This window comes from Paraburkholderia sp. GAS33, assembly GCF_050436645.1.
In the GTDB taxonomy this organism is placed as follows: Bacteria; Pseudomonadota; Gammaproteobacteria; order Burkholderiales; family Burkholderiaceae; genus Paraburkholderia; species Paraburkholderia phenazinium_B.
Genome location: NZ_JBNDMP010000005.1, coordinates 19,695 through 42,690 on the forward strand (window position 1 = coordinate 19,695; position 22,996 = coordinate 42,690).

At 64.1% G+C, this 22,996-nt stretch carries 21 protein-coding genes; 1 reads left to right on the top strand and 20 read right to left on the bottom strand.

Annotated elements, in window-relative coordinates:
- Window positions 1–36 precede the first annotated feature (36 nt).
- Entirely contained in the window at window positions 37–480 is a 444-nt protein-coding gene (locus tag P3T24_RS16620) for a flagella synthesis protein FlgN (protein WP_074262864.1), read from the top strand.
- A gap of 251 nt (window positions 481–731) precedes the next feature.
- On the opposite strand, the gene P3T24_RS16625 is transcribed toward P3T24_RS16620, so the two are convergent.
- The 20 genes from P3T24_RS16625 to flhD all read right to left on the bottom strand — a co-directional run bounded on the left by P3T24_RS16625 (window position 732) and on the right by flhD (window position 22,779).
- Entirely contained in the window at window positions 732–1,466 is a 735-nt protein-coding gene (locus tag P3T24_RS16625) for an RNA polymerase sigma factor FliA (RefSeq protein WP_074262865.1), read from the bottom strand.
- 28 nt (window positions 1,467–1,494) lie between these two features.
- Complete coding sequence (locus P3T24_RS16630) at window positions 1,495–2,364, bottom strand: MinD/ParA family ATP-binding protein (RefSeq protein ID WP_074262866.1); 870 nt, start codon at window positions 2,362–2,364, stop codon at window positions 1,495–1,497.
- Window positions 2,357–4,288, bottom strand: a complete 1,932-nt coding sequence (gene flhF / locus P3T24_RS16635; protein ID WP_429436197.1) for a flagellar biosynthesis protein FlhF — start codon at window positions 4,286–4,288, stop codon at window positions 2,357–2,359. The genes P3T24_RS16630 and flhF overlap by 8 nt, the downstream gene beginning before the upstream one ends.
- Before the next feature lie 204 nt (window positions 4,289–4,492).
- Window positions 4,493–6,595 carry a flagellar biosynthesis protein FlhA gene (gene flhA, locus P3T24_RS16640; RefSeq protein WP_074262867.1) on the bottom strand — a complete coding sequence of 701 codons (2,103 nt, stop codon included), beginning with the start codon at window positions 6,593–6,595 and terminating at the stop codon, window positions 4,493–4,495.
- The gene (flhB, locus tag P3T24_RS16645; RefSeq protein WP_074262868.1) at window positions 6,592–7,800 is read right to left on the bottom strand and encodes a flagellar biosynthesis protein FlhB; all 1,209 of its coding nucleotides are present in this window, start codon (window positions 7,798–7,800) and stop codon (window positions 6,592–6,594) included. The genes flhA and flhB overlap by 4 nt, the downstream gene beginning before the upstream one ends.
- A gap of 252 nt (window positions 7,801–8,052) precedes the next feature.
- On the bottom strand, window positions 8,053–9,327 hold the full coding sequence (locus P3T24_RS16650; RefSeq protein ID WP_429436200.1) for a DUF3443 domain-containing protein: 1,275 nt from the start codon (window positions 9,325–9,327) through the stop codon (window positions 8,053–8,055).
- A gap of 23 nt (window positions 9,328–9,350) precedes the next feature.
- Entirely contained in the window at window positions 9,351–9,869 is a 519-nt protein-coding gene (locus P3T24_RS16655) for a DUF2844 domain-containing protein (protein WP_074262870.1), read from the bottom strand.
- A 282-nt stretch (window positions 9,870–10,151) separates the two neighbouring features.
- Window positions 10,152–10,859 (bottom strand): protein phosphatase CheZ, encoded by a 708-nt coding sequence (gene cheZ, locus P3T24_RS16660; protein WP_074262871.1) that lies wholly within the window; start codon window positions 10,857–10,859, stop codon window positions 10,152–10,154.
- A gap of 1 nt (window position 10,860) precedes the next feature.
- Window positions 10,861–11,256, bottom strand: coding sequence for a chemotaxis response regulator CheY (cheY, locus tag P3T24_RS16665; RefSeq protein WP_074262872.1), 396 nt, complete (start codon window positions 11,254–11,256; stop codon window positions 10,861–10,863).
- A gap of 113 nt (window positions 11,257–11,369) precedes the next feature.
- Entirely contained in the window at window positions 11,370–12,470 is a 1,101-nt protein-coding gene (locus P3T24_RS16670; RefSeq protein WP_074262873.1) for a protein-glutamate methylesterase/protein-glutamine glutaminase, read from the bottom strand.
- 5 nt (window positions 12,471–12,475) lie between these two features.
- Window positions 12,476–13,255, bottom strand: coding sequence for a chemoreceptor glutamine deamidase CheD (gene cheD, locus P3T24_RS16675; protein ID WP_429436203.1), 780 nt, complete (start codon window positions 13,253–13,255; stop codon window positions 12,476–12,478).
- Complete coding sequence (locus P3T24_RS16680) at window positions 13,252–14,202, bottom strand: CheR family methyltransferase (RefSeq protein ID WP_429411656.1); 951 nt, start codon at window positions 14,200–14,202, stop codon at window positions 13,252–13,254. The genes cheD and P3T24_RS16680 overlap by 4 nt, the downstream gene beginning before the upstream one ends.
- 201 nt (window positions 14,203–14,403) lie before the next feature.
- On the bottom strand, window positions 14,404–16,278 hold the full coding sequence (locus tag P3T24_RS16685; protein ID WP_429436205.1) for a methyl-accepting chemotaxis protein: 1,875 nt from the start codon (window positions 16,276–16,278) through the stop codon (window positions 14,404–14,406).
- A gap of 43 nt (window positions 16,279–16,321) precedes the next feature.
- A complete protein-coding gene (gene cheW, locus P3T24_RS16690; protein WP_074262876.1) occupies window positions 16,322–16,837 on the bottom strand; it encodes a chemotaxis protein CheW in 516 nt (171 codons plus the stop codon).
- A gap of 64 nt (window positions 16,838–16,901) precedes the next feature.
- Window positions 16,902–19,208 (bottom strand): chemotaxis protein CheA, encoded by a 2,307-nt coding sequence (cheA, locus tag P3T24_RS16695; protein ID WP_429436208.1) that lies wholly within the window; start codon window positions 19,206–19,208, stop codon window positions 16,902–16,904.
- A gap of 83 nt (window positions 19,209–19,291) precedes the next feature.
- On the bottom strand, window positions 19,292–19,669 hold the full coding sequence (locus P3T24_RS16700) for a response regulator (protein ID WP_429411650.1): 378 nt from the start codon (window positions 19,667–19,669) through the stop codon (window positions 19,292–19,294).
- Between the two features lie 78 nt (window positions 19,670–19,747).
- On the bottom strand, window positions 19,748–20,755 hold the full coding sequence (gene motB / locus P3T24_RS16705; RefSeq protein WP_429287755.1) for a flagellar motor protein MotB: 1,008 nt from the start codon (window positions 20,753–20,755) through the stop codon (window positions 19,748–19,750).
- A gap of 24 nt (window positions 20,756–20,779) precedes the next feature.
- The gene (motA, locus tag P3T24_RS16710; protein ID WP_074262880.1) at window positions 20,780–21,640 is read right to left on the bottom strand and encodes a flagellar motor stator protein MotA; all 861 of its coding nucleotides are present in this window, start codon (window positions 21,638–21,640) and stop codon (window positions 20,780–20,782) included.
- Window positions 21,641–21,819: 179 nt separating this feature from the next.
- Window positions 21,820–22,395, bottom strand: coding sequence for a flagellar transcriptional regulator FlhC (flhC, locus tag P3T24_RS16715; RefSeq protein ID WP_074262881.1), 576 nt, complete (start codon window positions 22,393–22,395; stop codon window positions 21,820–21,822).
- Between the two features lie 60 nt (window positions 22,396–22,455).
- Complete coding sequence (gene flhD / locus P3T24_RS16720; RefSeq protein WP_074262882.1) at window positions 22,456–22,779, bottom strand: flagellar transcriptional regulator FlhD; 324 nt, start codon at window positions 22,777–22,779, stop codon at window positions 22,456–22,458.
- Window positions 22,780–22,996: the final 217 nt, after the last annotated feature.

A 22,996-nucleotide genomic window follows, 5' to 3' on the forward strand; every position in this document is an offset into this window, starting at 1 on the left:
GCACGCTTTGTACGGGCGCCGTGAGAGCGACTTGTGATGAAAGACGCGCTGCTTGCCACTGTGATCGATGAGTACTCGACCATCGAAGAATTTGCTTCTGTTCTGGCTATCGAGCAGAAAGCGCTAACCCAGGTGGAACCGGCCGAGATGTTGCGGCCGGTTGTCGAAAAGAAAACCGAACTGGTCGGCAAGCTGGCCTCGCTCGAGAAGATCCGCGACGCGCAGCTCGCCGAAATGGGTCTGCCGGCCGGCTGGAACGGCATCGAGCTAGCCGCCGGGCGCGACCCGAAGCTCGCCGAGCAGTGGTCGTTGCTGCAGCAATCGGTAGAGCGCGCACGCCGCTCCAACAAGACTAACGGTGTGCTGATCCGCACCCGCATGGAATACAACCAGCGCGCCCTCGAGGTGCTGCAGGTGCGTCCGAAAAAGCCCTCGCTGTATGGGCCGGATGGACGAGTGCCAGGGTTCGGCGGCCTGTAATTCCGGACGCTCCCCCGCTCATCGAACTCCAATCCAGTCTGTCCTGAATGCTCGCTGAGTCGGTCTGACCGTTTTCAGACCAACTCGGCGCAGCCTGCCGTTTGGCGCCTGTCCGCCACCTGCGCTTGCCGCACTTTTCCTGCTTTCCTCTCAGCACAAAAAAAGCGCCGTCCCTTTACATCGGGACGGCGCTCATTGCGCTTGAATCATGAGCGGCGGGTAACGGCGGTGAACCGCCGGCCGCCGTGGTGTTACTCCGCTTCAGCCTTGGCCCAGGCCATCTCGCGCAGGCGCGTGCGCAGCCGTGCAACCGCCTGGCTATGCAGCTGGCAAACCCGCGATTCGCTAACTTCCATCACCGCACCGATCTCGCGCAGATTCATGCCGCGTTCGTAGTAGAGCGACATCAACAGCTTTTCGCGTTCCGGCAGACGCTCGATCGCTTCGACCAGCGCCGAGCGCAGGCTTTCGTCGAGCAGTGCCGAGAGCGGGTCCGAATGATCGACGCAGTAGCGGTCGAGGAACGGCTCGTCGTCGGCGGAGCGATCGAAGTCTTCGTAGTAGATCAGCTGGCTGCCATGCAGGTCCTGCAGCATCGCCTGATACTCGTCGAGCGGCATCTTGAGGTGACCGGCAATCTCCGTCTCGCTCGCCGAACGGCCGAGTGTTTGTTCGACCTGATGCACAGCCGTCTCCACCTCACGCGAGGTACGGCGAAGGCTGCGCGGCAGCCAGTCGTTGCTGCGCAACTCGTCGAGCATCGCGCCGCGGATCCGCTGGCTCGCATACGTTTCGAACTGCGCGCCCTGGTCTTCCTTGTAGCGACTCGCAGCATCGAGCAGGCCGATCATGCCGGCCTGAATCAGATCGTCGAGATCGACACTCGCCGGCATCTTCGCCACCAGCTGCAAGCCGAGCCGCCGCACCAGCGGTGCGTATTTGGTCAGAACCTCGGCTTGGGAAATCTTTCCCTGAGCGTTGTACATCGTGCTCCCCTTGTCCGCGCCCCGCCCTTCAGGCGTGCTGCACAGACGGTTGGTCGGCGTGTTGCGCCGCTGTTACTGCCGCCGGCGCCACCCATTGGTGACGTGACGACATCGCTGGCCGCATTGGCCAGTACTGCAATTCGGCGGCGAGGTGCCGATAGTCCCGCGCAGCAGGGGTCGACGGAAACGCGTCGACCACGCAGCGCGACAGTTCGAGCGCCCGGGCCATGCGCGGGTCGGCGGCGATACAGCCCGCGCCTTCCAGCGACACAGTCAGATAACGCCCCGCCACCCCCGCGAGGTTTTCAAAAGCGGTGTGCGCGTCGGTGACGCTATGCACATGGTTCACCAGCACCCGGAACTGCCCGATGCCGTGCGCGTAATGCAGCCGCTTCATGCAGGCATACGCATCGGTAATCGCCTGCGCAGCGACGCGCGTGACGATCAACAGGTCGTGCGCCTGCATCGCCAGCGCAGAGAGCTGGCCGAGCCGGTCGAGTTGCGCATCGATCAACACGATGTCCGCGGGACCGTCCAGCACCACACTCAGTTGCGCCGCCGTGTAGCCTTCGCGATTGCTGCGCGAGGCGCTCAGCACTGAAAAGCCCAGTGCATGACGCGCTACGGCGGCGTCGAGCGATATCTCGCCGCGTACCACGGCGGCGAAGTTGGCCGCCCCCTGTACGCCGCCGAGCATGGCGCCCACCGAGTAATCGCCAAGGCACTCGTCGATTACGAGGACATCCTTGCCCTGCTCCACGAGTGCCGCCGCCAGATTGACGACGGTCGTGGTACATCCAACGCTGGTCGAACCGCCCGTTACCGCCAGCACTCTTGAACCGCTGCGGGCCAGCAGGCGCCGCAGTCCTTCTGCCTGATCCGAGACGACCTTATCCAAAGCGGACCTCGTGCAGTTCGGCCGTCGAGCGTGCTGAGAGCGCCGAAAGCAACGCCGGAATATCGTCGTCCTGCGGCACGAACGGCGAACTGTCGCGCGGAATGCAGAAAGCGCTCTTGATCAGGAATTTCTTCGTTGCGACGTACAGGTTCTCGGGCACCTTCTGCCCGGTCGAGACGTAATGCACCGGCAACTTGTAGCGGATCACCGTGTCGAGTACGCCGCCCAGGTTGGTCGCCTCGTCGAGCTTGGTGAGGATGCAGCCGGCGAGCGGCTGTTGATCCGGCCCGCGCTGGTAGGCCTGCACGACTTCGTTGAGCGTGTCGCCATGGCACGTTGCGTTCAGCAGCAGCAGGCGCTGCACCGGTTGTCCGGCGCGGCACAGCATGGCGATCTGGTCGGAGACGAGGCGGTCGCGCTGGCTCATGCCGATCGTGTCGATCAGCACGATGTGCTTGTTGCGCAGCTCGGCGAGCGCCAGTTGCAGATCGGCGCCGTCCTTCACTGCGTGAACCGAAACGCCGAGGATCTTGCCGAAAATGCGCAGTTGTTCGTGACCGCCGATCCGGTAGCTGTCGGTCGTCAGGAGTGCCACCTTGCTGGCGCCGAAGCGCATCACGCAACGCGCGGCAAGCTTGGCCGTGGTCGTGGTCTTGCCGACACCCGTCGGGCCCATCAGGGCGAACACGCCGCCGCGCTCCATCAGCGCGTCTTCGTTTTCCATGATCGGCAGGTTCGACTCGAGCACGTTGCGCACCCAGTCCATCCCGCCTTCCATGTTGTCGATCTCGGGCGGCAGGTTGTCGACCATCATCTGCACCAGTTGCGCGGAGAAACCGGCGGCGAACAGGTGCTTGGTGAGCGAGGCGCGCGTCGGGCTGCGACGCTGGCGGTCGGCCCACAGGAGACCGGCGAAGTGTTCCTCCATCATGCCGCGCATCGACGAGAGCTCGCTCATCACCGTTTCGTTGACGACCTGCTCCATGCGAGCCTTGATCGCTTCGGTGACGCTGGCGGTGGTGCTGGCTGCGGCACGTGCGTCGTCCGCTGGAGTGGCCGGGCTCGGCTTCCTGCTAGCGCGGCGCGCGGCGAGTTGTGCGGCTTCGCGGGCCCAGTCGGGCGTGTCGGCGAGGTTCGACGGCTGACGCGTGCCGACCTGGATGTCGACCGGTGCGCCGAGGCCCTTGGCCATCGCGGCGGCCGGTGTCATCGACGAAGGCCGTGCGCTGTAGGCACCTTGCTGCTTGCCGGCGATATTGCGGGCGTGGTCGATCAGCCAGGGATTCGTTTCCGCCATCGTGCGCGGCGTGGCCGGCGAGAACGGCATAAACTGCGGCGCCGGGACACCGGCGGCTTTCAGCACGTCGGCGCGGATGTCGTCGCCCGAGCGCGGCATCTGCGGCATCTGCGCCTGCGGTGCGGCTTGCATCGAAGGCGCGCTTTGCGCCGCGTGAGCGGCTTGAGCCTGCGGCGCGAGCGGTGCGGCCTGAGCCGACGAAGCGTACGGCGAGGCCGTGGCCGGCTCTTCCGTTACGGCTGCCTGTGCGGGTGCAGCGGCTTGTGCCGGCGCGTTGCTGGCCGACATGCTCTCCGTGCCGGCTTCCGGGCTTGCGCCGAACACCGACGAAAACACGTCCGGCATGCCGCTCGCGTACGGATTGGACTGCATCATCGGCGTGCTGCGCGGTGCCGGTGCTGCCGGGCTCATCGCAGGGGCCGCGCTGTTTGCGCTGCTGCCGTTATTCGCGCCGTTACGCGCCTTCGGAGCGATTGCCGCGAGCTCGCTATCGGCGAGCGCCACGATCTCGACGGTGCCGTCTTCGATCGTGCGGTTCGACAGCACGACCGCGTCTGGGCCCAACGCCTCACGAACGAGGCGTAGCGCGTCACGACTGGTAGCACCGACAAATTTACGAATGTTCAAGCTGGACCCCCGATGAGGTTGACGGACCGGCGACATACCGCTTTCCATTGAGATCGATTATTGCGAAAGATGTCGAGAGACCATCGCTTGATAAAGACAGGGAAAAGCAGGCAATTCGCGTGATGGGTAGTACGCCGGGGCCGCGCTGCAAGGGTCCCCAAATGAAAACCGGCGCCTGAAGCGCCGGTCTGAAGCGTGAGCGGGTTAGCCTTTCCCGCCTATCAGATTCACCACCTTGACGTTGCGAGTGTCGGGCACCTCCGCATACGACAGCACCTTCAGCTGCGGCAGGTTGCGGCGCAGGAAGCGCGCCAGCATCGGCCGCAACGCGTGCTGCACCAGCAGCACCGGCGCGAGCCCCAGGTTCTGCTGGCGCGTCATGGCTTGTTGCGTCTCGGTCATCAGCGTGTGCGCGAGACCCGGTTCGAGACCAGGGTTTGCCCCAGTCGAAAGCGCCTGCGAGAGTACCCGTTCAAGGTTTGAGTCGAGGCCCATGACCTGCATGTCGCCGGTGCCTGGGAACCACTGTTGCGTGATCGCGCGGCCCAGCGCCAGACGCACGGCTGCCGTCAGCTCGTGCGCGTCGGTAACCTTGGGCGTGTGCTCGGACAGCGCTTCGAGGATCGTGCGCAGGTCGCGGATCGGCACACCTTCTTCCAGCAGGTTCTGCAGCACCTTCTGCAGCGTGGTGAGCGAAAGCGCCTTCGGGATCAGATCGTCGACCAGCGACGGCGTGTCCTTCTGCATGCGCTCGATCAGCGCCTGGATTTCGCGGCGGCCGAGCAGCTCGGAGGCGTGCGTGACCACGAGGTGATTCAGGTGCGTCGCGACCACGGTGCTCGAATCCACCACGGTATAGCCGTACACCTGGGCCTGCTCGCGCAGATTGGTGTCGATCCAGATGGCCGGCAGGCCGAACGCAGGATCCTGAGTCGGCGTGCCCGGCAGCGCCGCGCTCACCTGCCCCGGATTGATGGCCAGCCACTGGCCCGGATAGGCCTCGCCGACGCCGACCTCGACGCCCTTCAGCGCAATCCGGTAACCATTGGGGCGCAGTTCCAGGTTGTCGCGGATGTGGATCACCGGCGGCAGGAAGCCGATTTCCTGCGCGAACTTCTTGCGGATGCTCTTGATCCGCTTGAGCAGTTCGCCGTCCGAATTCTTGTCGACGAGCGGAATCAGCCGATAGCCGACTTCGAGACCGAGCGTGTCGATCATCGTCACGTCGTCCCAGCTTGCTTCGGTGTTTTCGGTCGGCGTGAGCGCAGCCGGCGCCACGGTGGCGAGTGCCGCGGTGCTCTTCGCTTCCGTCGCGCGCTTCTTCATCATCCGGCCAAGCTGGATCAAACCACCGCCCAGCAGCAGGAAGGCGAAGTGCGGCATGCCCGGGATCAAGCCCATCAGCACCAGAATGCAGCCCGTGATGATCAGCACGCGCGGGTTCGTAAACAGCTGCCCGGTCAGCTGCGTGCCGATGTCTTCGTTGGTGGCCACGCGCGACACGATCACGCCGGCGGCGGTCGAGATCACCAGCGACGGAATCTGCGCGACGAGGCCGTCACCGATGGTCAGCAGCGTGTAGTTCTTGGCGGCGGCGGCGAAGTCCATGTTGTGCTGGACCACGCCGACGATCAGGCCGCCGATGATATTGATCACCATGATCAGCAGGCCGGCGATCGCATCGCCTCGCACGAACTTGCTGGCGCCGTCCATCGAGCCGTAGAACTCGGCTTCCTGCGCGACTTCGAGGCGGCGGCGGCGCGCCGCGTCTTCGTTGATGATGCCGGCGTTCAGGTCGGCGTCGATCGCCATCTGCTTGCCGGGCATCGCATCGAGTGTGAAGCGCGCGGACACTTCGGCGATCCGGCCCGCACCCTTGGTGATCACCATGAAGTTGATCACCATGAGGATGATGAACACCACGATCCCGACCGCGAAGTTGCCGCCGACCAGGAACTGGCCGAACGACTCGATCACCTGTCCAGCGGCAGCCGGGCCGGTGTGGCCTTCGAGCAGCACGACCCGGGTGGAGGCCACGTTCAGCGAGAGGCGCAGCAGCGTCGAGAACAGCAGCACGCTCGGGAATGCGGCAAAGTCGAGCGGCTTCATCGTGTACATGCTCACCAGCAATACCATCACAGACAGCGCGATGTTGAAGGTGAACAGCAGATCCAGCAGGAACGGCGGCAACGGCAGGATCATCATGCCGAGGATCATGCAGATCAGCACCGGGCCTGCGAGTGCCCGCAGGTTGGTGTTGCTCAGCGAGTCCGGCCGTCGGGACAGGAAACCGGCGCGTGCGTTCATGCGGAGGCTCCAGATGCCTTGTCGTCTTCGTTAAGCGCTTCGGCGGCTTCCTGATCCGCCTCTTCGTCGGATACCGGACCCTGGTCCAGATCGGCGGGAACTTCGAGTTCGGTCGGGGCAACCGGCACCACGCCGCCTTCGGTCTTGAAGCGGCGCAATTGATAGACCCATGCGAGCACTTCCGCGACCGCGCCATACAACTGGCCCGGAATTTCGCGGTCGAGATCAACGTTGTGATACAGCGCCCGCGCCAGTGGCGGGGCTTCGAGCAGCGGCACGTTGTTCTCCACAGCAAGCTGGCGAATCCGCGCGGCGACGAGGTTCACCCCTTTGGCGACGACACGCGGCGCGCGCATCTCGCCGTCGCTGTACTGCAGCGCGACCGCGAAGTGCGTCGGGTTGGTTACCACCACGTCCGCCGTCGGTATCTTGGACATCATCCGGCGCCGCGCGGCTGCGCGCTGCTGCGCCCGGATGCGGGCCTTAAGTTGCGGATCGCCTTCGTTTTCGCGGTGTTCGCGTTTCACTTCTTCCTTCGTCATCCGGAGTTTCTTGTGGTAATTCCAGATCTGATACGGGACATCGAGCGCTGCCACAAGGAACATGCCGGCGACCGTCATGCCGCAGCACACGGCGATCAGGTGCGCCGCATTGGCGAGCGCCACGGTGAGCGGCTGGGTCGCGAGCGCGAGGATCTCCTCGCGGCGGTTCCAGACCGAGACGCCCCCGACCCCGCCCACGACGATGGTCTTGGCGAGCGACATGCCGAGCTGGATCGGCCCGTTGATCGAAAAGATCCGGCCAAGGCCGGCCATCGGATCGAGCCGGCTGAATTTGGGTTGGAGCGCCCCTGAGGAGACGTGCCAGCCGCCCAGCGCGAGCGGCGAGAGCAACGCGGCGCCGCCGGTCAGGGCGAGGATCGGTACCAGCGCACGGAGCGCCTGCATGCCGTCGACACTTGCGCCGATCAGCATGCGCCGGGTTTCGAAGACGCTGTCGTGGTTGAACATGAGCGCGCCGCGCAGCATCGATCCGAGATGATCGCCGATGCTCCCCGACAACGCCCAGACGCCATAGAAACCGGCCGACAGCAAGGCAAACGAGACCAGTTCCCGCGAACGAACGATCTGCCCTTCCTCCCGTGCCTTCTCCAGGCGCCGGGGGGTGGCGTCTTCTGTTTTTTCGAGGTCGCTTTCCCCTGCCACGCAGCTCTCCAGACGGTCGAGGCACCATGCCCAATTCCAGTGAGAGCGATTATTCCTGCAGAACTCAAGCCATGATCGGCGGATAAGAACGGGGAAACGGGGGTATTTCGGGAGATGGAGCGGCGCGGGGGGCCGCTACGGGCGGGAGCGGGAGGGGCCGGGCGAGGAGCCGGGGGGCGCTGCCGCCGAGGGTCGCCCGTTCCGGGGCCGGGAGGCGTGGAACGGGCGGAACGGGTCGCCGTGAACCCTGGATCAGTAGCCGACGTAAGGTGCCTGGCCGCCGCTCGCAGTCTGGTCGATGCCGAAGTACATATAACGGCCGTAGAAGAACGGCAGGCCGATGTCGAAGCTGCCCGAGGTGCCGATCTGGCCAGCGAGATCGTTGAAGGCGTAGTTGTTGCCGTTGCTGAACAACGTCGACGCGCTCAGGATCCCGACGTTAGCCGCAGCGGAGACGCCGTTCAGGCCAACCACGGTGACCGTACGCGTCTGCGCCGTCGAAGGGCAGTAGAAGCCGCTGAAATTGCTGCCGCACAACGCCAGGGTGCTGTCGGTGAAGAAGTAAGCGTTCGAGCCGGAATCGAAGAAGGCCGACAACGTGCTGCCGTTGAACGTGCTGTTGTTAAGGTCACCGAAGGCATCGGTCGTGAAGGTCTTCGCCGCCGCGAGCGCGTTGTTCGACTGCGTGCCGATGCCGAACACCAGCGTACCGGTGGCCGACGCGGCTCCGTTGTTCGAAACGGGCGCCATCTCGACAATCACGCCGTTGTTGTCGGTGGGGAAGTGTGCGACCGGGTTCGCCACCTGGTTGGTATTCGGCACCTGAGCGGTCGTGCAGCTCGAGCTTGAGGTCGTACACGCGTAATAATTGCTGAACTGGGCAAAGGTCGTCGAACTCGCGCAGGTCGCGCCGCAATCGTAAGGTGCGTTGCCAATGCCAAGAATGCCATTGGCGCCAAGCGCGCTGGGGGTGTTCTCTTCGGAGCCGTTGGCACAGCCTGTCGGCACACTGTTGTTCAGGTCACCCAGCACCTGGATCGGAATGCCGGCGGTCGTGGTCTCACCGCCAATTGTTACGGTTGCCGTGCGTACCGAGCCCCACGAAAAGCCATCCGCGAAATTCGTGCATTCAGCCAGCGTGCCGGACGCACCGCTGGGGATAGCAGCGTCAGGCAGCGCAACGCTCAACACGCCGCTGGCGATCCGCAGGCCATATGAACCGGTATCCACCTGCACGTTGTTAATGGTCTGGCAGGTACTCGTCCCGGGCACGCAAACCTTGACGCTCACCGTCGGAATGTTGATGACGTTCGCCACGCCCGTGCTCACCGTGATCGCGGCGGTGTTCGCCGCAGTCGCCGCAACCGGCTGTGCGGTCGGGCTGGCCGGCAACGAGCCGTTATTCGCACTCGACGAACTGGAACTGTTGTTGCTGCCACCGCCTCCGCCACACGCGGCAACCAGCGACACCAACGTGACCGTCACCGCGACCTGCGCCCACCCTCTGAGCTTTGCTGCAAATTGCATGTCTCGTCTCCCGTCCGTCACTGTCAGTGGATGTCGGAACCGCTGACGCCGGCAGGCAGCGCCTGCGGCAGCCATGCATCACCCGAGAACGCGCCCATATGGCCACCGGAATGGACCACCAGGCCGCTCTGCTCGACCGCGACCGGACCGTGGCCGCCGCGCACCGCGCGCACGGCCTCGACACCGGCCAGGTATTGCGGGAAATAAGTACCGAGCAGATTGTTCAGATCAGGCATTTGCGGCCCGTTCCAGCCGAGGCCGAAGACGGTGCCGTCCGCGGCGAGATACTCGCGCACGACTGTGCCGCTGCCGTAGGTCGTCTGACGTACGGTGTATGAAGAACTGCTGCTGGCTGCGGAGGCGGCGCCGGATGCGGCGTGTAGAACGGCAACAGGGGAAACGGTCTGGGAACTGACGGACGCGCCGGCGGGCGGCGTCATCGGACTCCCGCCCAGCGCCGCGTGAGCGGACTGAACGGCGGGCACCACGCAGGACAATCCGAGCGCTGTCATGACGACGGCGCGGCGTACACGACTCAGCATAGCCACACTCCTCCCGGTCAACTGCGATACGGCCCGTGCATCGCACGTGCGCTCGCATTTATCCAAGATCATACGGTACCGGGCCACTGCTCCGCAGGAAGGTTTCCTCCAGGGTGCCTGGCCGGGGTATCCGCTATGCGCGATGGCTAGCCGGCAAGAAACCTGCGCCCGGAGTGCGGGACGGTACACGGCGGCGCCGAACGCTGTGGAGCGGGGCGCGTGCCATGTTCGACCGCCGGGAGCCGGCGCGGTTCAGATGTGGAAAGCTGTTCGAAAGCCGTGTCAGAAGCCAAGGCTCGCCAGCAGATCGTCGACTTCGCCTTGATCCTGCATCACGTCGGCCTTGCCTTCCGGGTTGATCTGCGGCCCGTTCAGCAGGTTCTCCGGGCTGCCGGTCGACGAGGGTTCGGCCGCCAGCGCCGCTGCCGTTGCCGCGAACTGCTCGCGCCGTTCGAGCGCGATGTTCTCGATCAGCACGCCGAGCAGTTGCTGCTCGATCAGATACACGACCTCGGTGATCTTCTTGATGACCTGGCCGGTCAGATCCTGGAAGTCCTGCGCCAGCATGATCTCGAGCAGCTGCTGGTTGGTGGCCGTCGTCACCTCGGGCACGCCACGCAGAAAGGTCCGCGTGTCGTTCATCAACGCGCGCACTTCCTCGCGTTCGATCGGCGCCGCATACCATTGCTCCCAACGCGCGTCGAGCACCGCTGCGTCCTGCTGCAACTGCTCCTGCAACGGCTTGGCGACCTCGATCGAGCTCAGCACCTTTTCGGCTGCCTGCTCGGTCATGTTGGCAATGTACTTCAGACGGTCGCGCGCGTCGGGCACCGCTTCGGCGGCGCGCTCGACGTGCTTGTCGATGCCGAGCTCGCGCATCGAGTCGCGCAGTGTGCGCGTCAGTTGCCCGATGCGGGCAAGGATGCGATCGCTTGCAAGGTCGCCGCCGTCTTGCGCTTCGACGGCTGCCGCGTTGGTCGGCTGGTTCACGTCAGCTCCCGGCTTTCGCCATCTTCTCGAGAATCTTGTTGAGCTTCTCGTCGAGGGTTACCGCTGTGAACGGCTTCACCACATAACCGCTCGCGCCGGCCTGCGCCGCCGCGATGATGTTTTCCTTCTTCGACTCGGCCGTCACCATCAGTACCGGCAAATGCGTGAGGCTGGCATCCGCGCGGATTTCCTTGAGCATGGCCAGACCGTCGAGGTTCGGCATGTTCCAGTCGGAGATCACGAAGTCGTACTTGCCGCTACGCAGACGCGCGAGACCCGCCTGGCCATCTTCCGCCTCGTCGACGTTCGAATAGCCCAGCTCCTTCAACAGATTGCGGACAATCCGGCGCATCGTCGGAAAGTCATCTACGACCAGAATCTTCATTCCCTTATCCATTTCAATTCCCTTTCCCTAATCCCAGATGGTGCAGCGAGTGTGTCGACTGGAGTCCGCGTTTCAGCGCTGACTCAGGTCCCATGCAAGACGCCTGCGTTCTGACCCGGCGCGCATCATACCCGCTGGACGCGTTCACCCATTGACGAAAGACGCGCCATGACGCGCCGGCTCATCTCGGGCAGCGAGGTGATTTCGTCGGCAGCGCCGAGTGCGATCGCCTCGCGCGGCATGCCGAACACAATGCAACTCGCTTCGTCCTGCGCAAGCGTATACGCGCCTGCTTTTTTCATCTCCAGCAGTCCAGCCGCACCGTCGCGGCCCATTCCCGTGAGAATCACGCCCACCGCATTCTTGCCGGCGTGCTGCGCAGCGGAGCGGAACAACACGTCGACAGACGGACGGTGCCGGTTTACCGGCGGGTCGTCGGAGAGGTGTGCAATATAGTTCGCGCCGCTACGTGCTAGCAACAGGTGAGCGTGACCGGGGGCAATATACGCGTGTCCCGGCAGCACACGTTCGCCGTGCTCTGCCTCTTTAACGGTAATTCTGCACAAGCCATTAAGGCGTTGAGCAAAAGATTTTGTAAACCCTGGCGGCATATGCTGTGCGATCAGCACCGCGGGGGCGTCTGGCGGCAGCGGCACGAGCACTTCGCGGATCGCTTCGGTGCCGCCCGTCGAGGCGCCGACGATGATCAGCTTTTCCGTACTCAGCAGCGGGTTGTTGAAGTTCGGCGCCGGCGTCGCAGCCTGGGCACCCGCCGCGTGGCCGGCGGCCGTGCCGGCGTGATGCACCGGGGCAGCCTGGCGTACGCGGGCGCGCGCAGCGGCGCGGACCTTGTCGGCAAGCTTCTCCGAGTAGTCGAGCATGCCGTCGCGGATCCCGACCTTCGGCTTGGTCACGAAATCGACCGCGCCCAGTTCCAGCGCGCGCAGCGTGATTTCGTTGCCGCGCTCGGTCAGCGACGACACCATCACCACTGGCATCGGCCGCAGACGCATCAGCTTCTCGAGGAAGTCGAGACCGTCCATGCGCGGCATTTCAACGTCGAGCGTCAACACGTCCGGGTTGTGCTGCTTGATGAGTTCGCGCGCGACCAGCGGGTCGGGCGCGGTTGCGACGACGGTCATGTCCGGCTGGCCATTGATGATTTCGGTCATCAGGCTACGGATCAGCGCCGAATCGTCGACGCACAATACCTTGATCTTTTGCACAGCTCTCACGCCTCCTCGGCAGTTCTGGCGTTGTTTGAATTATTCGGACGCGGGCTCGCGCCAAATAGCTCGATGCGCGGCTTCGCAGCCGGGGCGCCCGTCCCTGAACCAGCAGCGGCCCTTGCACCAAACAGCTCGATTTTTGGCCGGCCGCCAGCCGGCGCGGCAAACAGTTCGACGCGTTCGCGAGCCTTTGCGAGACGCTCGGCGCGCTGCTCGGAGGTCTGCCGGGCGAGCGCCTGTTCGCGCTCGGCCACCCCGGCTTCCTGCTGCAGGCGCAGTTTTTTCACCATCACCTGGCCGGTGCGCGGCATGAAGGCGACCTTGCGCGGATGGCCGCCTTGCAGGTCCTCGGCGGTGATGCGGATTTTTTCGAGCGCCAGATAGCGGCGCACGAATTCCGAATTGCGATCGCCGATGTTCATCGTCGTCATGCCGGCCAGCACCGCGGCGCCGCCGAATACCTTGGCTTCGAAACGTTCGCGCCGGCCGCCCGCCTTGATCAGCTCGTTGATGAGCACTTCCATCGCATAGGCACCGTAACGCATCGAATCCGAGGCAGCCTGGCCGACGTCGGCGCCGTCGTCCGGCAGCATGAAGTGATTCATGCCGCCGATGCCTGCCGTGTGGTCGCGGATGCAGGCGGCCACGCACGAGCCGAGCACGGTAACAAGCACCATGTCGTCGTGGGTCGTATAGAACTCGTTCGGCAACAACTTCACGCCGGGGCGCTGGAAGTGATTGTCGAAGTACAGATTGCTGGCGATCGGCAGGGCGCTACTCATACAGTCACCCCGCTAGTCGACGAGTGAGCCGGTTGGGTCTGGCCGCGTTGACCGGCGCGCGCTGCGCCACCGTCGCGGGTCAGTTCGTAAACAGTCTGGCCACGCAGGCGGAACGCCTGGGTCACGTAGGTGAAGTTCTCCGAGTGACCGGCGAACAGCAGGCCACCGCCCTTCATGAGCGGCTCGAAGCGCGACAGCACCTGCGACTGGGTCGGCTTGTCGAAGTAGATCATCACGTTGCGGCAGAAGATCGCATCGAACTGCGAGCGCAAACCGTAGTCGCGGTCGGTCAGGTTCAGCTGCTGGAAACGGATCATCGCGCGCACTTCCGGGCGCACTTTCACCATGCCCGCGTGCGCACCGGTGCCCTTCAGGAAGAAACGCTTGAGCCGTTCCTGCGAGAGGTGCTTGACCTGATCGAACTGGTACATGCCTGCTTCACCCTTGGCGAGCACCTGGGTGTCGATGTCCGTGGCGAGCACCGTGGCCTGGCGCGCGGCGCTGTCGCCGAGCGCTTCGATCAGCGTCATCGCGATCGAATACGGCTCCTCACCGGTCGAAGCCGCCGAGCACCACACCGACACGGGTGCCTGACGGCGTGCGACGAATTCAGCGAGGATCGGGAAATGGTGCGCCTCGCGAAAGAACGCGGTCAGGTTGGTGGTCAACGCATTGGTGAACGCCTCCCACTCGGCCGGATCGTTCTCCGACTCGAGCAGATCGAGGTATTCGCGGAAGCTGTCGAGACCGCGCGCACGCAAACGACGCGCGAGCCGGCTATACGCCATGTCGCGCTTATGGTCCGACAGCGAAATGCCGGCGCCGCGGTGGATCAGTTCGCGAATGCGAGCGAAATCCGCCGAGGTGAATTCGAAATCACGTCCCGGGTCAGCGGCTTTTGCCGGTTCGACCTTGTCGGGACGAAGCTGTGCGCGCGTTACCATTATCAAAGTTCCTGCCTGCGATACGAAGCGTCGCTCGCGGCCTCAGGGGAATTCCCTGCGGGGCGAGTGATGTGCATCGCGGGGTCGCGCCTGCCCGCGAATGTTTCCTGACCGACGGCTCGAACCACGCCTTGCGAGCGTGCTTCAATGAATCGCCCGTACTGCGGCGAAGAGCCGAAAGCCTGCATAGCTAACCATCTTCCCTTAGAACGTTTCCCAATCTGCATCCGGGCCTGCCGCGGATGCGCCTGTTGCGGCCGGCCGTGCTGCGGGCGCCGCGGCGCTGGCCGAGGTCTTCGGCCGGAGCGCGGGTTCGGTACGTGCCGGTGCGCTCGCGCGCGGTGCGTCGTGCTTGATGTCCTGCTTCGCGTCGTGCTTTGTATCGTGCTTCGCGTCGTGTCTGGCTGCCGCTGCCGGCGCATGACCTGACGCTGCGGCCGCCTTCGGTGCGGCTGCCACAGGTTGAGCTGCCGCGCGCGGCGCGGCTTTGCTGCGTGCCGCAGCAGCGCCGGCGGCGCGTTGTCCGCCTTCCACGCGCCAGCCGCCCACCACGCTGCGCAATTGCCGCGTCTGCTCTTCGAGCGACGCCGCCGCTGCGGCCGCCTGTTCGACGAGCGCTGCATTCTGTTGCGTGACTTCGTCCATCTGCACCACGGCGCGGTTGACCTGTTCGATGCCGGTCGACTGCTCTTCCGACGCCGCGCTGATCTCGCCCATGATGTCGGTCACGCGACGCACGGCTTGGACGATCTCTTCCATCGTCGAGCCTGCGCGGCCCACCAGGGCCGAGCCGCTTTGCACCTTGTCGACCGAGTCGCCGATCAGTTCCTTGATTTCCTTGGCGGCGCTGGCGCTGCGCTGCGCGAGGTTGCGCACTTCGCCGGCCACCACCGCGAAGCCGCGGCCCTGCTCACCCGCGCGGGCCGCTTCCACGGCGGCGTTCAGCGCGAGGATGTTGGTCTGAAAGGCAATCCCTTCGATCACGCTGATGATGTCCACCACCTTGTTCGAGCTGGTGGCGATGTCCTGCATCGTATGCACGACCTGGCCCACCACGTCGCCGCCACGCGTCGCGATGTCCGACGCGTTGACCGCGAGCTGGCTCGCCTGGCGGGCGTTTTCGGCGTTCTGCCGCACGGTGCCCGTTAGTTGCTCCATGCTCGATGCGGTCTGCTGCAACGAAGCGGCCTGCTGCTCGGTGCGCTGCGACAGATCCGTGTTGCCCATGGCAATTTCGCGCGCACCGGTGTCGATCGATTCGGTGCTGCCGTGCACGCCTTTGAGCATCGTCGAGAGGCTGTCCTGCATCTGCTTGATGCCGCGGAACAGGCGTCCGATTTCGTTGGTGCTGGACACCGTTACCGCGTGCGTCAGGTCGCCTGCGGCGATCCGTTCGAAACACTCGGTGGCCTCCATGAGCGGCTGCACGATCAGGCCGCGCAGCGCGATGCGGATCACCACCACCAGCACCAGCGCGAACACACCCACCGCGATGATCAGCGAGGTCATCAGCGTGACGTTCGACTGGGCCGCCGTCTGCTGATCGGCCGCGCGCTGCTGCAGTGCCTTCACAACGGCCGAGGCGGAGTTGTCGTAGGCGATAAAGAGCGGGCTGATTTTCGTATCGGCAATGGCATGAAAGGCGGCCTGGTCGCCTGCGTGCAGCGCTGCGAACTCCGGCTCCACGCCGTCGTGCATCACGGTTGCGCGGCGCGCCAGCAGGTCGTCGAGCAAGGCCTGGTCGATGCCGGATTTGGGCGCATCGAGAAACGTCTGCCAGCTCTCATTGCCCTTGCCGAGCAGCTCCTGGCCACGGTCCAGTACCTTTTTCGCTTCGTCGGCATTGCCGGCGGCAGTGAGCGTGTTGTACCGGTCGACCGCAACGCGCGAGCGCAACAGATACGACGAGGCATCGTCGAGTGCGTGAATAGCCACCAGATCGCCGCGCGCAATGCCGTCGAGCGACTGGCTGGCGCGGCTGAGCGCGGTCAGGCCGAGCGCGCCGACTACGAGCGTGAGCGCCACCAGAACGATCCCGACCACGGTCAACGAGGTTCGAATCGACCACCTGCTTAGCATCTTGATGCTCCCTAATGTCCCGTCACATGCATGCCGATCGCGGTTATCCGCCGATCGTTTCGATCAAAGCCATTTCGCGGCTGGTCATGAGCTTTTCGATGTCCATCAGGATCAGCATGCGGCCGTCGACCGTACCGAGACCCGTCAGGTATTCAGTGGTCAGCGTCGCGCCGAATTCGGGAGCCGGCATGATCTGGTCCACCTGCAACGTCAGCACGTCCGACACGCCGTCCACCACCATTCCGACCACGCGATGCGCGACGTTGAGGATGATCACCACCGTCTGGTGGTCGTACTCTACGCGGCCCAGATGAAACTTGATGCGCATGTCCACGATCGGCACGATGATGCCGCGCAGATTGATCACGCCCTTGATGAAGTCCGGGGCGTTCGCGATGCGCGTCACGCTGTCATAGCCACGAATTTCCTGCACCTTCAGGATGTCGATGCCGTACTCTTCGGCGCCGAGCGTGAAGACGAGAAACTCCTGGCCGCCAGCGTCTGCCTGCAACGCATCGCGGCGGCTGACGCTCGAATTGATGGATTGGACTTCTGCCACGTTAGCCCCCAAACGGTTGGGATGAAATAAGTTAAGTAAAAAGTTGCCCGAGGTTGCCCGAGGCCTATGCGAGACTCATTGCGCCGTGCGCGTTGCGCGTCTCGCGGTTCAGCGCCGCCACGTCCACGATCAGCGCGACACTGCCGTCGCCGAGAATGGTCGCGGCGGAAATGCCGTGCACCTTGCGGTAATTCGTTTCCAGATTCTTCACGACCACCTGCTGCTGGCCGACCAGTTCGTCGATCAGCATGGCGAAGCGCCGTCCTTCGGTCTGCATGATCGTGACGATGCCCTGGGTCGGCTCCTTCTTGGCGTCTTCCACCGAGAACACTTCGTGCAGCGCGACGAGCGGCAGGTATTCACCGCGCACGCGCACCACGCGTTCGCCGGCGGCCACCGTGTAAATGTCTTCTGCCTGCGGCTGCAGCGACTCCATCACGAAGTTCAGCGGCAGAATGAAAATCTCGTTGCCGACCTTCACCGACATGCCGTCGAGAATCGCCAGCGTGAGCGGCAACACGATGCGCGTGGTGCTGCCCTTGCCTGCCTGCGAGCTGATCTCGACGTGACCGCCCATCGCCTGGATGTTGCGCTTCACCACGTCCATGCCGACGCCGCGGCCCGACACATCGGTCACCTGTTCGGCGGTCGAGAAGCCCGGCAGGAAGATCAGGTTCCAGACTTCGTCGTCAGTCATGCTTTCACTGACCTGCATGCCCTGCTTGGCCGCCTTGGCGAGAATCTTGTCGCGGCGCAGACCGGCGCCGTCGTCGCTCACTTCGATCACGATGTTGCCGCCGTGATGCGCGGCCGACAGCACCAGCTGGCCGGTCGAATCCTTGCCCGCCGCGCGCCGTGCTTCCACCGTTTCGATACCGTGATCGAGACTGTTGCGCACGAGGTGGGTCAACGGGTCGATGATCCGCTCGATAAGGCTCTTGTCGAGTTCGGTCGCCTGACCGAAGGTGACGAGTTCGACTTCCTTGCCGAGCTTCGCCGCCAGATCGCGCACCAGACGCGGGAAGCGGCTGAACACATAATCCATCGGCATCATGCGGATGGACATCACCGCTTCCTGCAGATCGCGGGCATTGCGCTCCAGTTGCGCCATGCCGTTGAAGAGACGGTCGTGCAAGGCCGGATCGAAGGTGCTGGTGGTCTCGGCCAGCATGGCCTGGGTGATCACCAGTTCGCCGACCAGGTTGATCAGCTGGTCGACCTTCTCGACGCCGACCCGGATCGAACTGCCTTCGGCCGCGGCCGCAGCCGCCGGACGCCCACTCTTGCGGTCGGATTCGCCTGCGCCCGCTGCTGCCGCGGCCGGTGCCGGCGCGGGAGCAGGGGCCGGTGCGACCGCCGCCGGCGTGGGCGCCGGAGCCGCAGCCGGTGCTGCCTGCGCCGGCGCTTCGAACAATCCGTGCGTCGGCGCTGCTGTGCTTGCCTGCGGCGCGGCAACCGGCGCGGGGGCCGGTGCCGGTGCAGGCGCCGGTGCATGCTCCGCAGCGGCAGGCGTTCCAGGTTCGCCTTGCTGCGATTCATCCACCGGTGCTGTGCCGCGGCCAATCGAGATCTGACTGTCGTCGATCACGAAACAGCACACGGCGATGATGTCGTCGGACGTGACATCGGTCTGCAGCCACAGCGTGAAATCGCCGCCCGCCTTGACCTGCCCAACGATATGCCCCAGGTTGCCGAGCTCTTCGGCCAGCAGTTCCTGGTCCTTCTCACCTACACCCCGTAGCGTGATTTTCAGATGCGGGCCGCTGTCTTCGGCGGCGGTCCCGGTTGTTGCTGTTGTCGCTGTTGTTGTTGCGCCGGTCTGGGCCGGTTCAATGCCTGATATCTCGCTCGCCACGTCGACGGCCTGATCGACCACGTGCGCCGGCGGCGGGCCGTCATCGGCCTCGACGACTGCCGGAGCCGACGCAACCACTTCCGGTGCTGCCGCGGCGGTCGGTGCCGGCTCGCTCTCGCCGCGGATGCTTTCCGCGTAGAGATGTTCGAGCTTGGCGCAGATCGCTTTCGCCACCGCCGCGTCCGGCTCGGCGCTCGCGCGGTAGTCTGCGAGCTGGCCGGACAGCACGTCCTTGGTCTCGAGGAACGTGTCGATCATGTCCTTGCGCAGCACGAGTTCGTTGTTGCGCGCGCGATCGAGCAGCGATTCGAGGATGTGGGTCGTTTCGGTCAGTGCCGTAAAGCCGAAGGTCGCTGCGCCGCCCTTGATCGAGTGCGCCGCACGGAAAATCGCCGCGAGGTCTTCCGGATCCGGATGGCCAATGTCCAGATTGAGCAGCAACTGCTCCATCTGCGCGAGCAGTTCGTCCGCTTCGTCGAAGAACGTCTGATAGAACTGAGTGATATCGAGTGTCATGCCTGGGTCACCGCGAGAGATCCTGTCTGGGCTTTGGCAGCCGTGCCGCTTGTCTAAAGGCGCTGTTTAAAAAGTTGTGTGGCTCAGGCCTCGCCGGGCTCGGCAAGCGCCGCGACCAGCTCGGTCAACATGTCCGGGTCGAGCGGTTTTTCAATCCAGCCGGTCGCCCCCGCCGCTCGCGCCGCCTCCTTGAAAGGTTCGCCGGATTCCGTCGTAAGGACGAGGATCGGCGTCGCCTGGTAAGCCGGGTTGCCGCGCAGCGCGGCGATCAGATCGAGGCCGGTTCTGCGCGGCATATGCTGGTCCGTCAATACGAGGTCAAACGGCATCGCGAGCGCATTCTCGAGGCCCTCTTCGCCGTCCGCGGCGAGCGTCACCTCATAGCCGGCCGTCGTCAGCGTGGCGGAGAGAATCTGCCGCATCGATGCCGAGTCGTCGATTGCCAGAATGTGCCTGATCATTAAATCCTCGCTGCGCTCACTATGAATCGCCTGACTGTGCCGCGGATGCGCGGCGGCACGGCCAGGCCATCGTGTCTTTCAATGCGGCGCCACGGTGGGCGCCTTCGGTGCAACCGTCGGCGGTTGCGCAATCTGTTGCAGCAGGGGCGCCTGCCCCGAACCGGCGGCATCGTCCGACAAGGTGGTCGTGGTCGAGTCGTCGTGCATCATGGCGTCCTCGGACTTCTTGTTCAGAACCAGAATGCTGATCCGGCGGTTTTCGGGGTCGAGCGGATCGCTCTTGTTCAGGTTCTGCGACGACGCCATGCCGATCACGCGCATCACCTTCGCTTCGTCCATGCCGCCCGCGATCAGCTCGCGGCGCGAAGCGTTCGCACGGTCCGCCGACAACTCCCAGTTGCTGTAACCCTTCTCGCCGCCTGCGTACTGCACGGCGTCTGTGTGACCTTGCACGATGATGCGGTTCGGCACGTCGTTCAGCGTGTTGCCGATGGCGCGCAGGATGTCGCGCATATACGGCTGGACCTCGTCGCTGGCGGTGTCGAACATCGGCCGCTTCTGCGAGTCGACGATCTCGATGCGCAGCCCCGTCAAGGTCGAATCGATACGGATCTGCTGCTTGAACTGACGCAGCACCGGATTGGCTTCGATCGCGGCCATCAGCTTGACCTGCAGATCGTGCAGGCGGGCCTGCTCCTGGCGCTCGAGTTGCCCCTGCGCCTGGTTCACCGCTTCGTCGTCGCTATGCGCGACGGTATGCTGCGCGCGCGCCGTCGTGCCGTCGCTCTGGCGCGTGATGCCTTGCGAGTCGGTCGAAATATCGCGGCCGCCGCCCTTCAGGATGCTCGAATCTTCGGCGCTGCGGTCACCGCCCCACAGCGTGATCTTCAGCGGCTGGTTGAAATAGTCCGCGATACCGCGCAACTGCACCGTGGTCGCCGAACTGAGCAGCCACATCAGCAGGAAGAACGCCATCATCGCGGTCATGAAGTCCGCGTAGGCGAGTTTCCAGGCGCCGCCGTGGTGCCCCGCCTTCTTCGGCGCGGAACGCTTGACGACAATTGCGCGGTCTTTATCCTTGCTCATCGAGTCAGCCCCTGGTCCGCGCGGTTACTTGGCTTTCACGCGGCGCACGTGCTCTTCCAGCTCGCTGAACGACGGGCGTTCAGTCGAGAAGAGCACCTTGCGGCCGAATTCGACGGCGATCGCCGGCGCGTAGCCATTCAGGCTCGCGAGGATCGTCACCTTGATGCACTGGAACATCTTGGTCGACTCGGCGACGCGCTGTTCCGCGACGCTCGAGAGCGGCCCGATCAGACCGTACGAAAGCAGAATGCCGAGGAAGGTGCCGACCAGCGCCTGGGCGATCATCTCGCCGAGCACCGCAGGCGGTTTGTCGGCGGAGGCCATGGTGTGCACCACGCCCATCACTGCCGCGACGATGCCGAACGCCGGCATGGCGTCGCCGACCTTGGCAAGTGCATGCGCCGGGGCTTCGCCTTCGGTGTGATGGGTTTCGATTTCCTCGTCCATCAGGCTTTCGATTTCGAAGGCGTTCATGTTGCCGCCGACCATCAGACGCAGGTAGTCGGTCAGGAATTCGATGATGTGCTTGTCGGCGAGGATCTTCGGATACTGCGTGAAGATCGGGCTCTTCGACGGATCGTCGATATCGGCTTCAAGCGTCAGCGTGCCTTCCTTGCGCGCTTTCGCCAGCAGGACGTAGAGGAGCGCCATCAGCTCCATATAGACGTCCTTGTTGTATTTGGACCCCTTGAAGAGGGTCGGAAGCACGCCCAGCGTCGACTTGATGGTTTTCATCCCGTTGCCGAGAACGAACGCGCCGACGCCGGCGCCCCCGATCATCAGCAGTTCGACTGGCTGCATCAGCGCGCCCAAGTGTCCGCCTTCCAGCGCATAACCGCCGAAAACGGACAACAGCGTCACGAGTGTTCCCACGAAAATCAGCACAGCCGAGCCCTCACAAGGAAGCGACGGAGACCGTCGTTAGACTGGTTTACGGCAACCGGGCGGAAAACTTTGGTGGAAAAGCAAGTTGGCGAGCCGGTGTAAACCACAGGCGGGGGACGCGAGCGCTAGGCGGACGCCTGGGCTGCGATGCAAGCGGGGCGGGCCTGGCCGCCCGCGCCTCAAACTTCCAGTTCAGCGTCCAGTTCGGCGAGCTGGTTCGCGCGTACTTTCGCTTCGGCAACTTTCTTTGTCTTACCGGCGCGGGACGGCGGCTGGCACAGTCCGCAGACAAATCCGTGCTGGGGATCGTGCGCATGGGCGACGAACTGGCCGCCGCAGCGGCAGCACGAGGTCATCTGCAGCATGCCGGAGTCGAAAAAGCGCACCAGGGTCCATGCGCGGGTCAGGCTGAGGACCGGCTCGTCGTCGTGCAGATGGACGTGTTCCTGATACAGCCGGTAGCTCTTGACGATCGACTGGATCGTCTCGCAACCGCCATGGTCCGCCATGAAGCGGTAGATGTTATAGAACAGCGAGGAGTGAAAGTTCGGCTGCCAGGTCATGAACCAGTCCGTCGAGAACGGCAACATGCCCTTGGGTGGCGAGACCCCCTTCAATTCCTTGTAAAGCTTGATCAGCCGGTCGCGTGACAGGCTGGTCTCGGCCTCGAGCAACTGCAGACGCGCGCCGAGTTCGATCAATTCGATCGCCAGGGTAATTTCCCTGACTTCGAGTACTACGCTTTTAGTGGCCATGCGCTGCGCTTCCCGCGTCCTGGTGTTGCTGGTCGGTTTTGCCGCCGTAGAATGCCGGCCTCAGCCGATCTGTTCCACGGGCTGGCTTGCCATCAAGATCGCGGTATGCGCCTGAGCAACGGCGCTGCTGGTCTTGCCCTTGTCCGCAAGTGCGGACAGGACGGCGTGATCGTCGAAGCGAAAGCGGCAGAGAACCTGGCTGGATGCAGCCAGCTTGACGGTCTGTGCCAGAGACAGATTGGCAATCACATCGGCCAACTGATCCGATATACCCATGCGGAACATCCCCATGGGCTTGTCCTCACGCAGCAGACGCTGAGCGAGCAGGAGATAGGAGAGGTTCACTTCTCGTATCTCATTGAGCATGTCACTAGTGGTGCTCATGATTCCCCCGAGTCGATCTGGCTGGTCAGGCCGTTACGGAAACGTTTGCTCGAACGCGCGCACCGCACACCGCACGAACGGCTCGTTTATGGTCTTGCAAGCATTGTGTCTAAATGTAACTGCGACTGAAATCGGACAGACACCCCGTCTGATTGCCGGAATGTTCCATAAATTCTGTAGGAATTTTTCCTACAAAACGCCTATTGGGGAGGGAATG

Excerpts from the sequence above, each read along its gene's own strand:
- motB (WP_429287755.1), bottom strand. The coding sequence starts at position 20,755 with ATGAGCAAGGATAAAGACCGCGCAATTGTCGTCAAGCGTTCCGCGCCG.
- flhC (WP_074262881.1), bottom strand. The coding sequence starts at position 22,395 with ATGGCCACTAAAAGCGTAGTACTCGAAGTCAGGGAAATTACCCTGGCG.
- P3T24_RS16625 (WP_074262865.1), bottom strand. The coding sequence starts at position 1,466 with ATGTACAACGCTCAGGGAAAGATTTCCCAAGCCGAGGTTCTGACCAAA.
- P3T24_RS16650 (WP_429436200.1), bottom strand. The coding sequence starts at position 9,327 with ATGCAATTTGCAGCAAAGCTCAGAGGGTGGGCGCAGGTCGCGGTGACG.
- flhD (WP_074262882.1), bottom strand. The coding sequence starts at position 22,779 with ATGAGCACCACTAGTGACATGCTCAATGAGATACGAGAAGTGAACCTC.
- cheY (WP_074262872.1), bottom strand. The coding sequence starts at position 11,256 with ATGGATAAGGGAATGAAGATTCTGGTCGTAGATGACTTTCCGACGATG.
- P3T24_RS16700 (WP_429411650.1), bottom strand. The coding sequence starts at position 19,669 with ATGATCAGGCACATTCTGGCAATCGACGACTCGGCATCGATGCGGCAG.
- flhA (WP_074262867.1), bottom strand. The coding sequence starts at position 6,595 with ATGAACGCACGCGCCGGTTTCCTGTCCCGACGGCCGGACTCGCTGAGC.
- cheA (WP_429436208.1), bottom strand. The coding sequence starts at position 19,208 with ATGACACTCGATATCACTCAGTTCTATCAGACGTTCTTCGACGAAGCG.
- cheD (WP_429436203.1), bottom strand. The coding sequence starts at position 13,255 with ATGAGTAGCGCCCTGCCGATCGCCAGCAATCTGTACTTCGACAATCAC.
- P3T24_RS16685 (WP_429436205.1), bottom strand. The coding sequence starts at position 16,278 with ATGCTAAGCAGGTGGTCGATTCGAACCTCGTTGACCGTGGTCGGGATC.
- P3T24_RS16620 (WP_074262864.1), top strand. The coding sequence starts at position 37 with ATGAAAGACGCGCTGCTTGCCACTGTGATCGATGAGTACTCGACCATC.
- P3T24_RS16655 (WP_074262870.1), bottom strand. The coding sequence starts at position 9,869 with ATGCTGAGTCGTGTACGCCGCGCCGTCGTCATGACAGCGCTCGGATTG.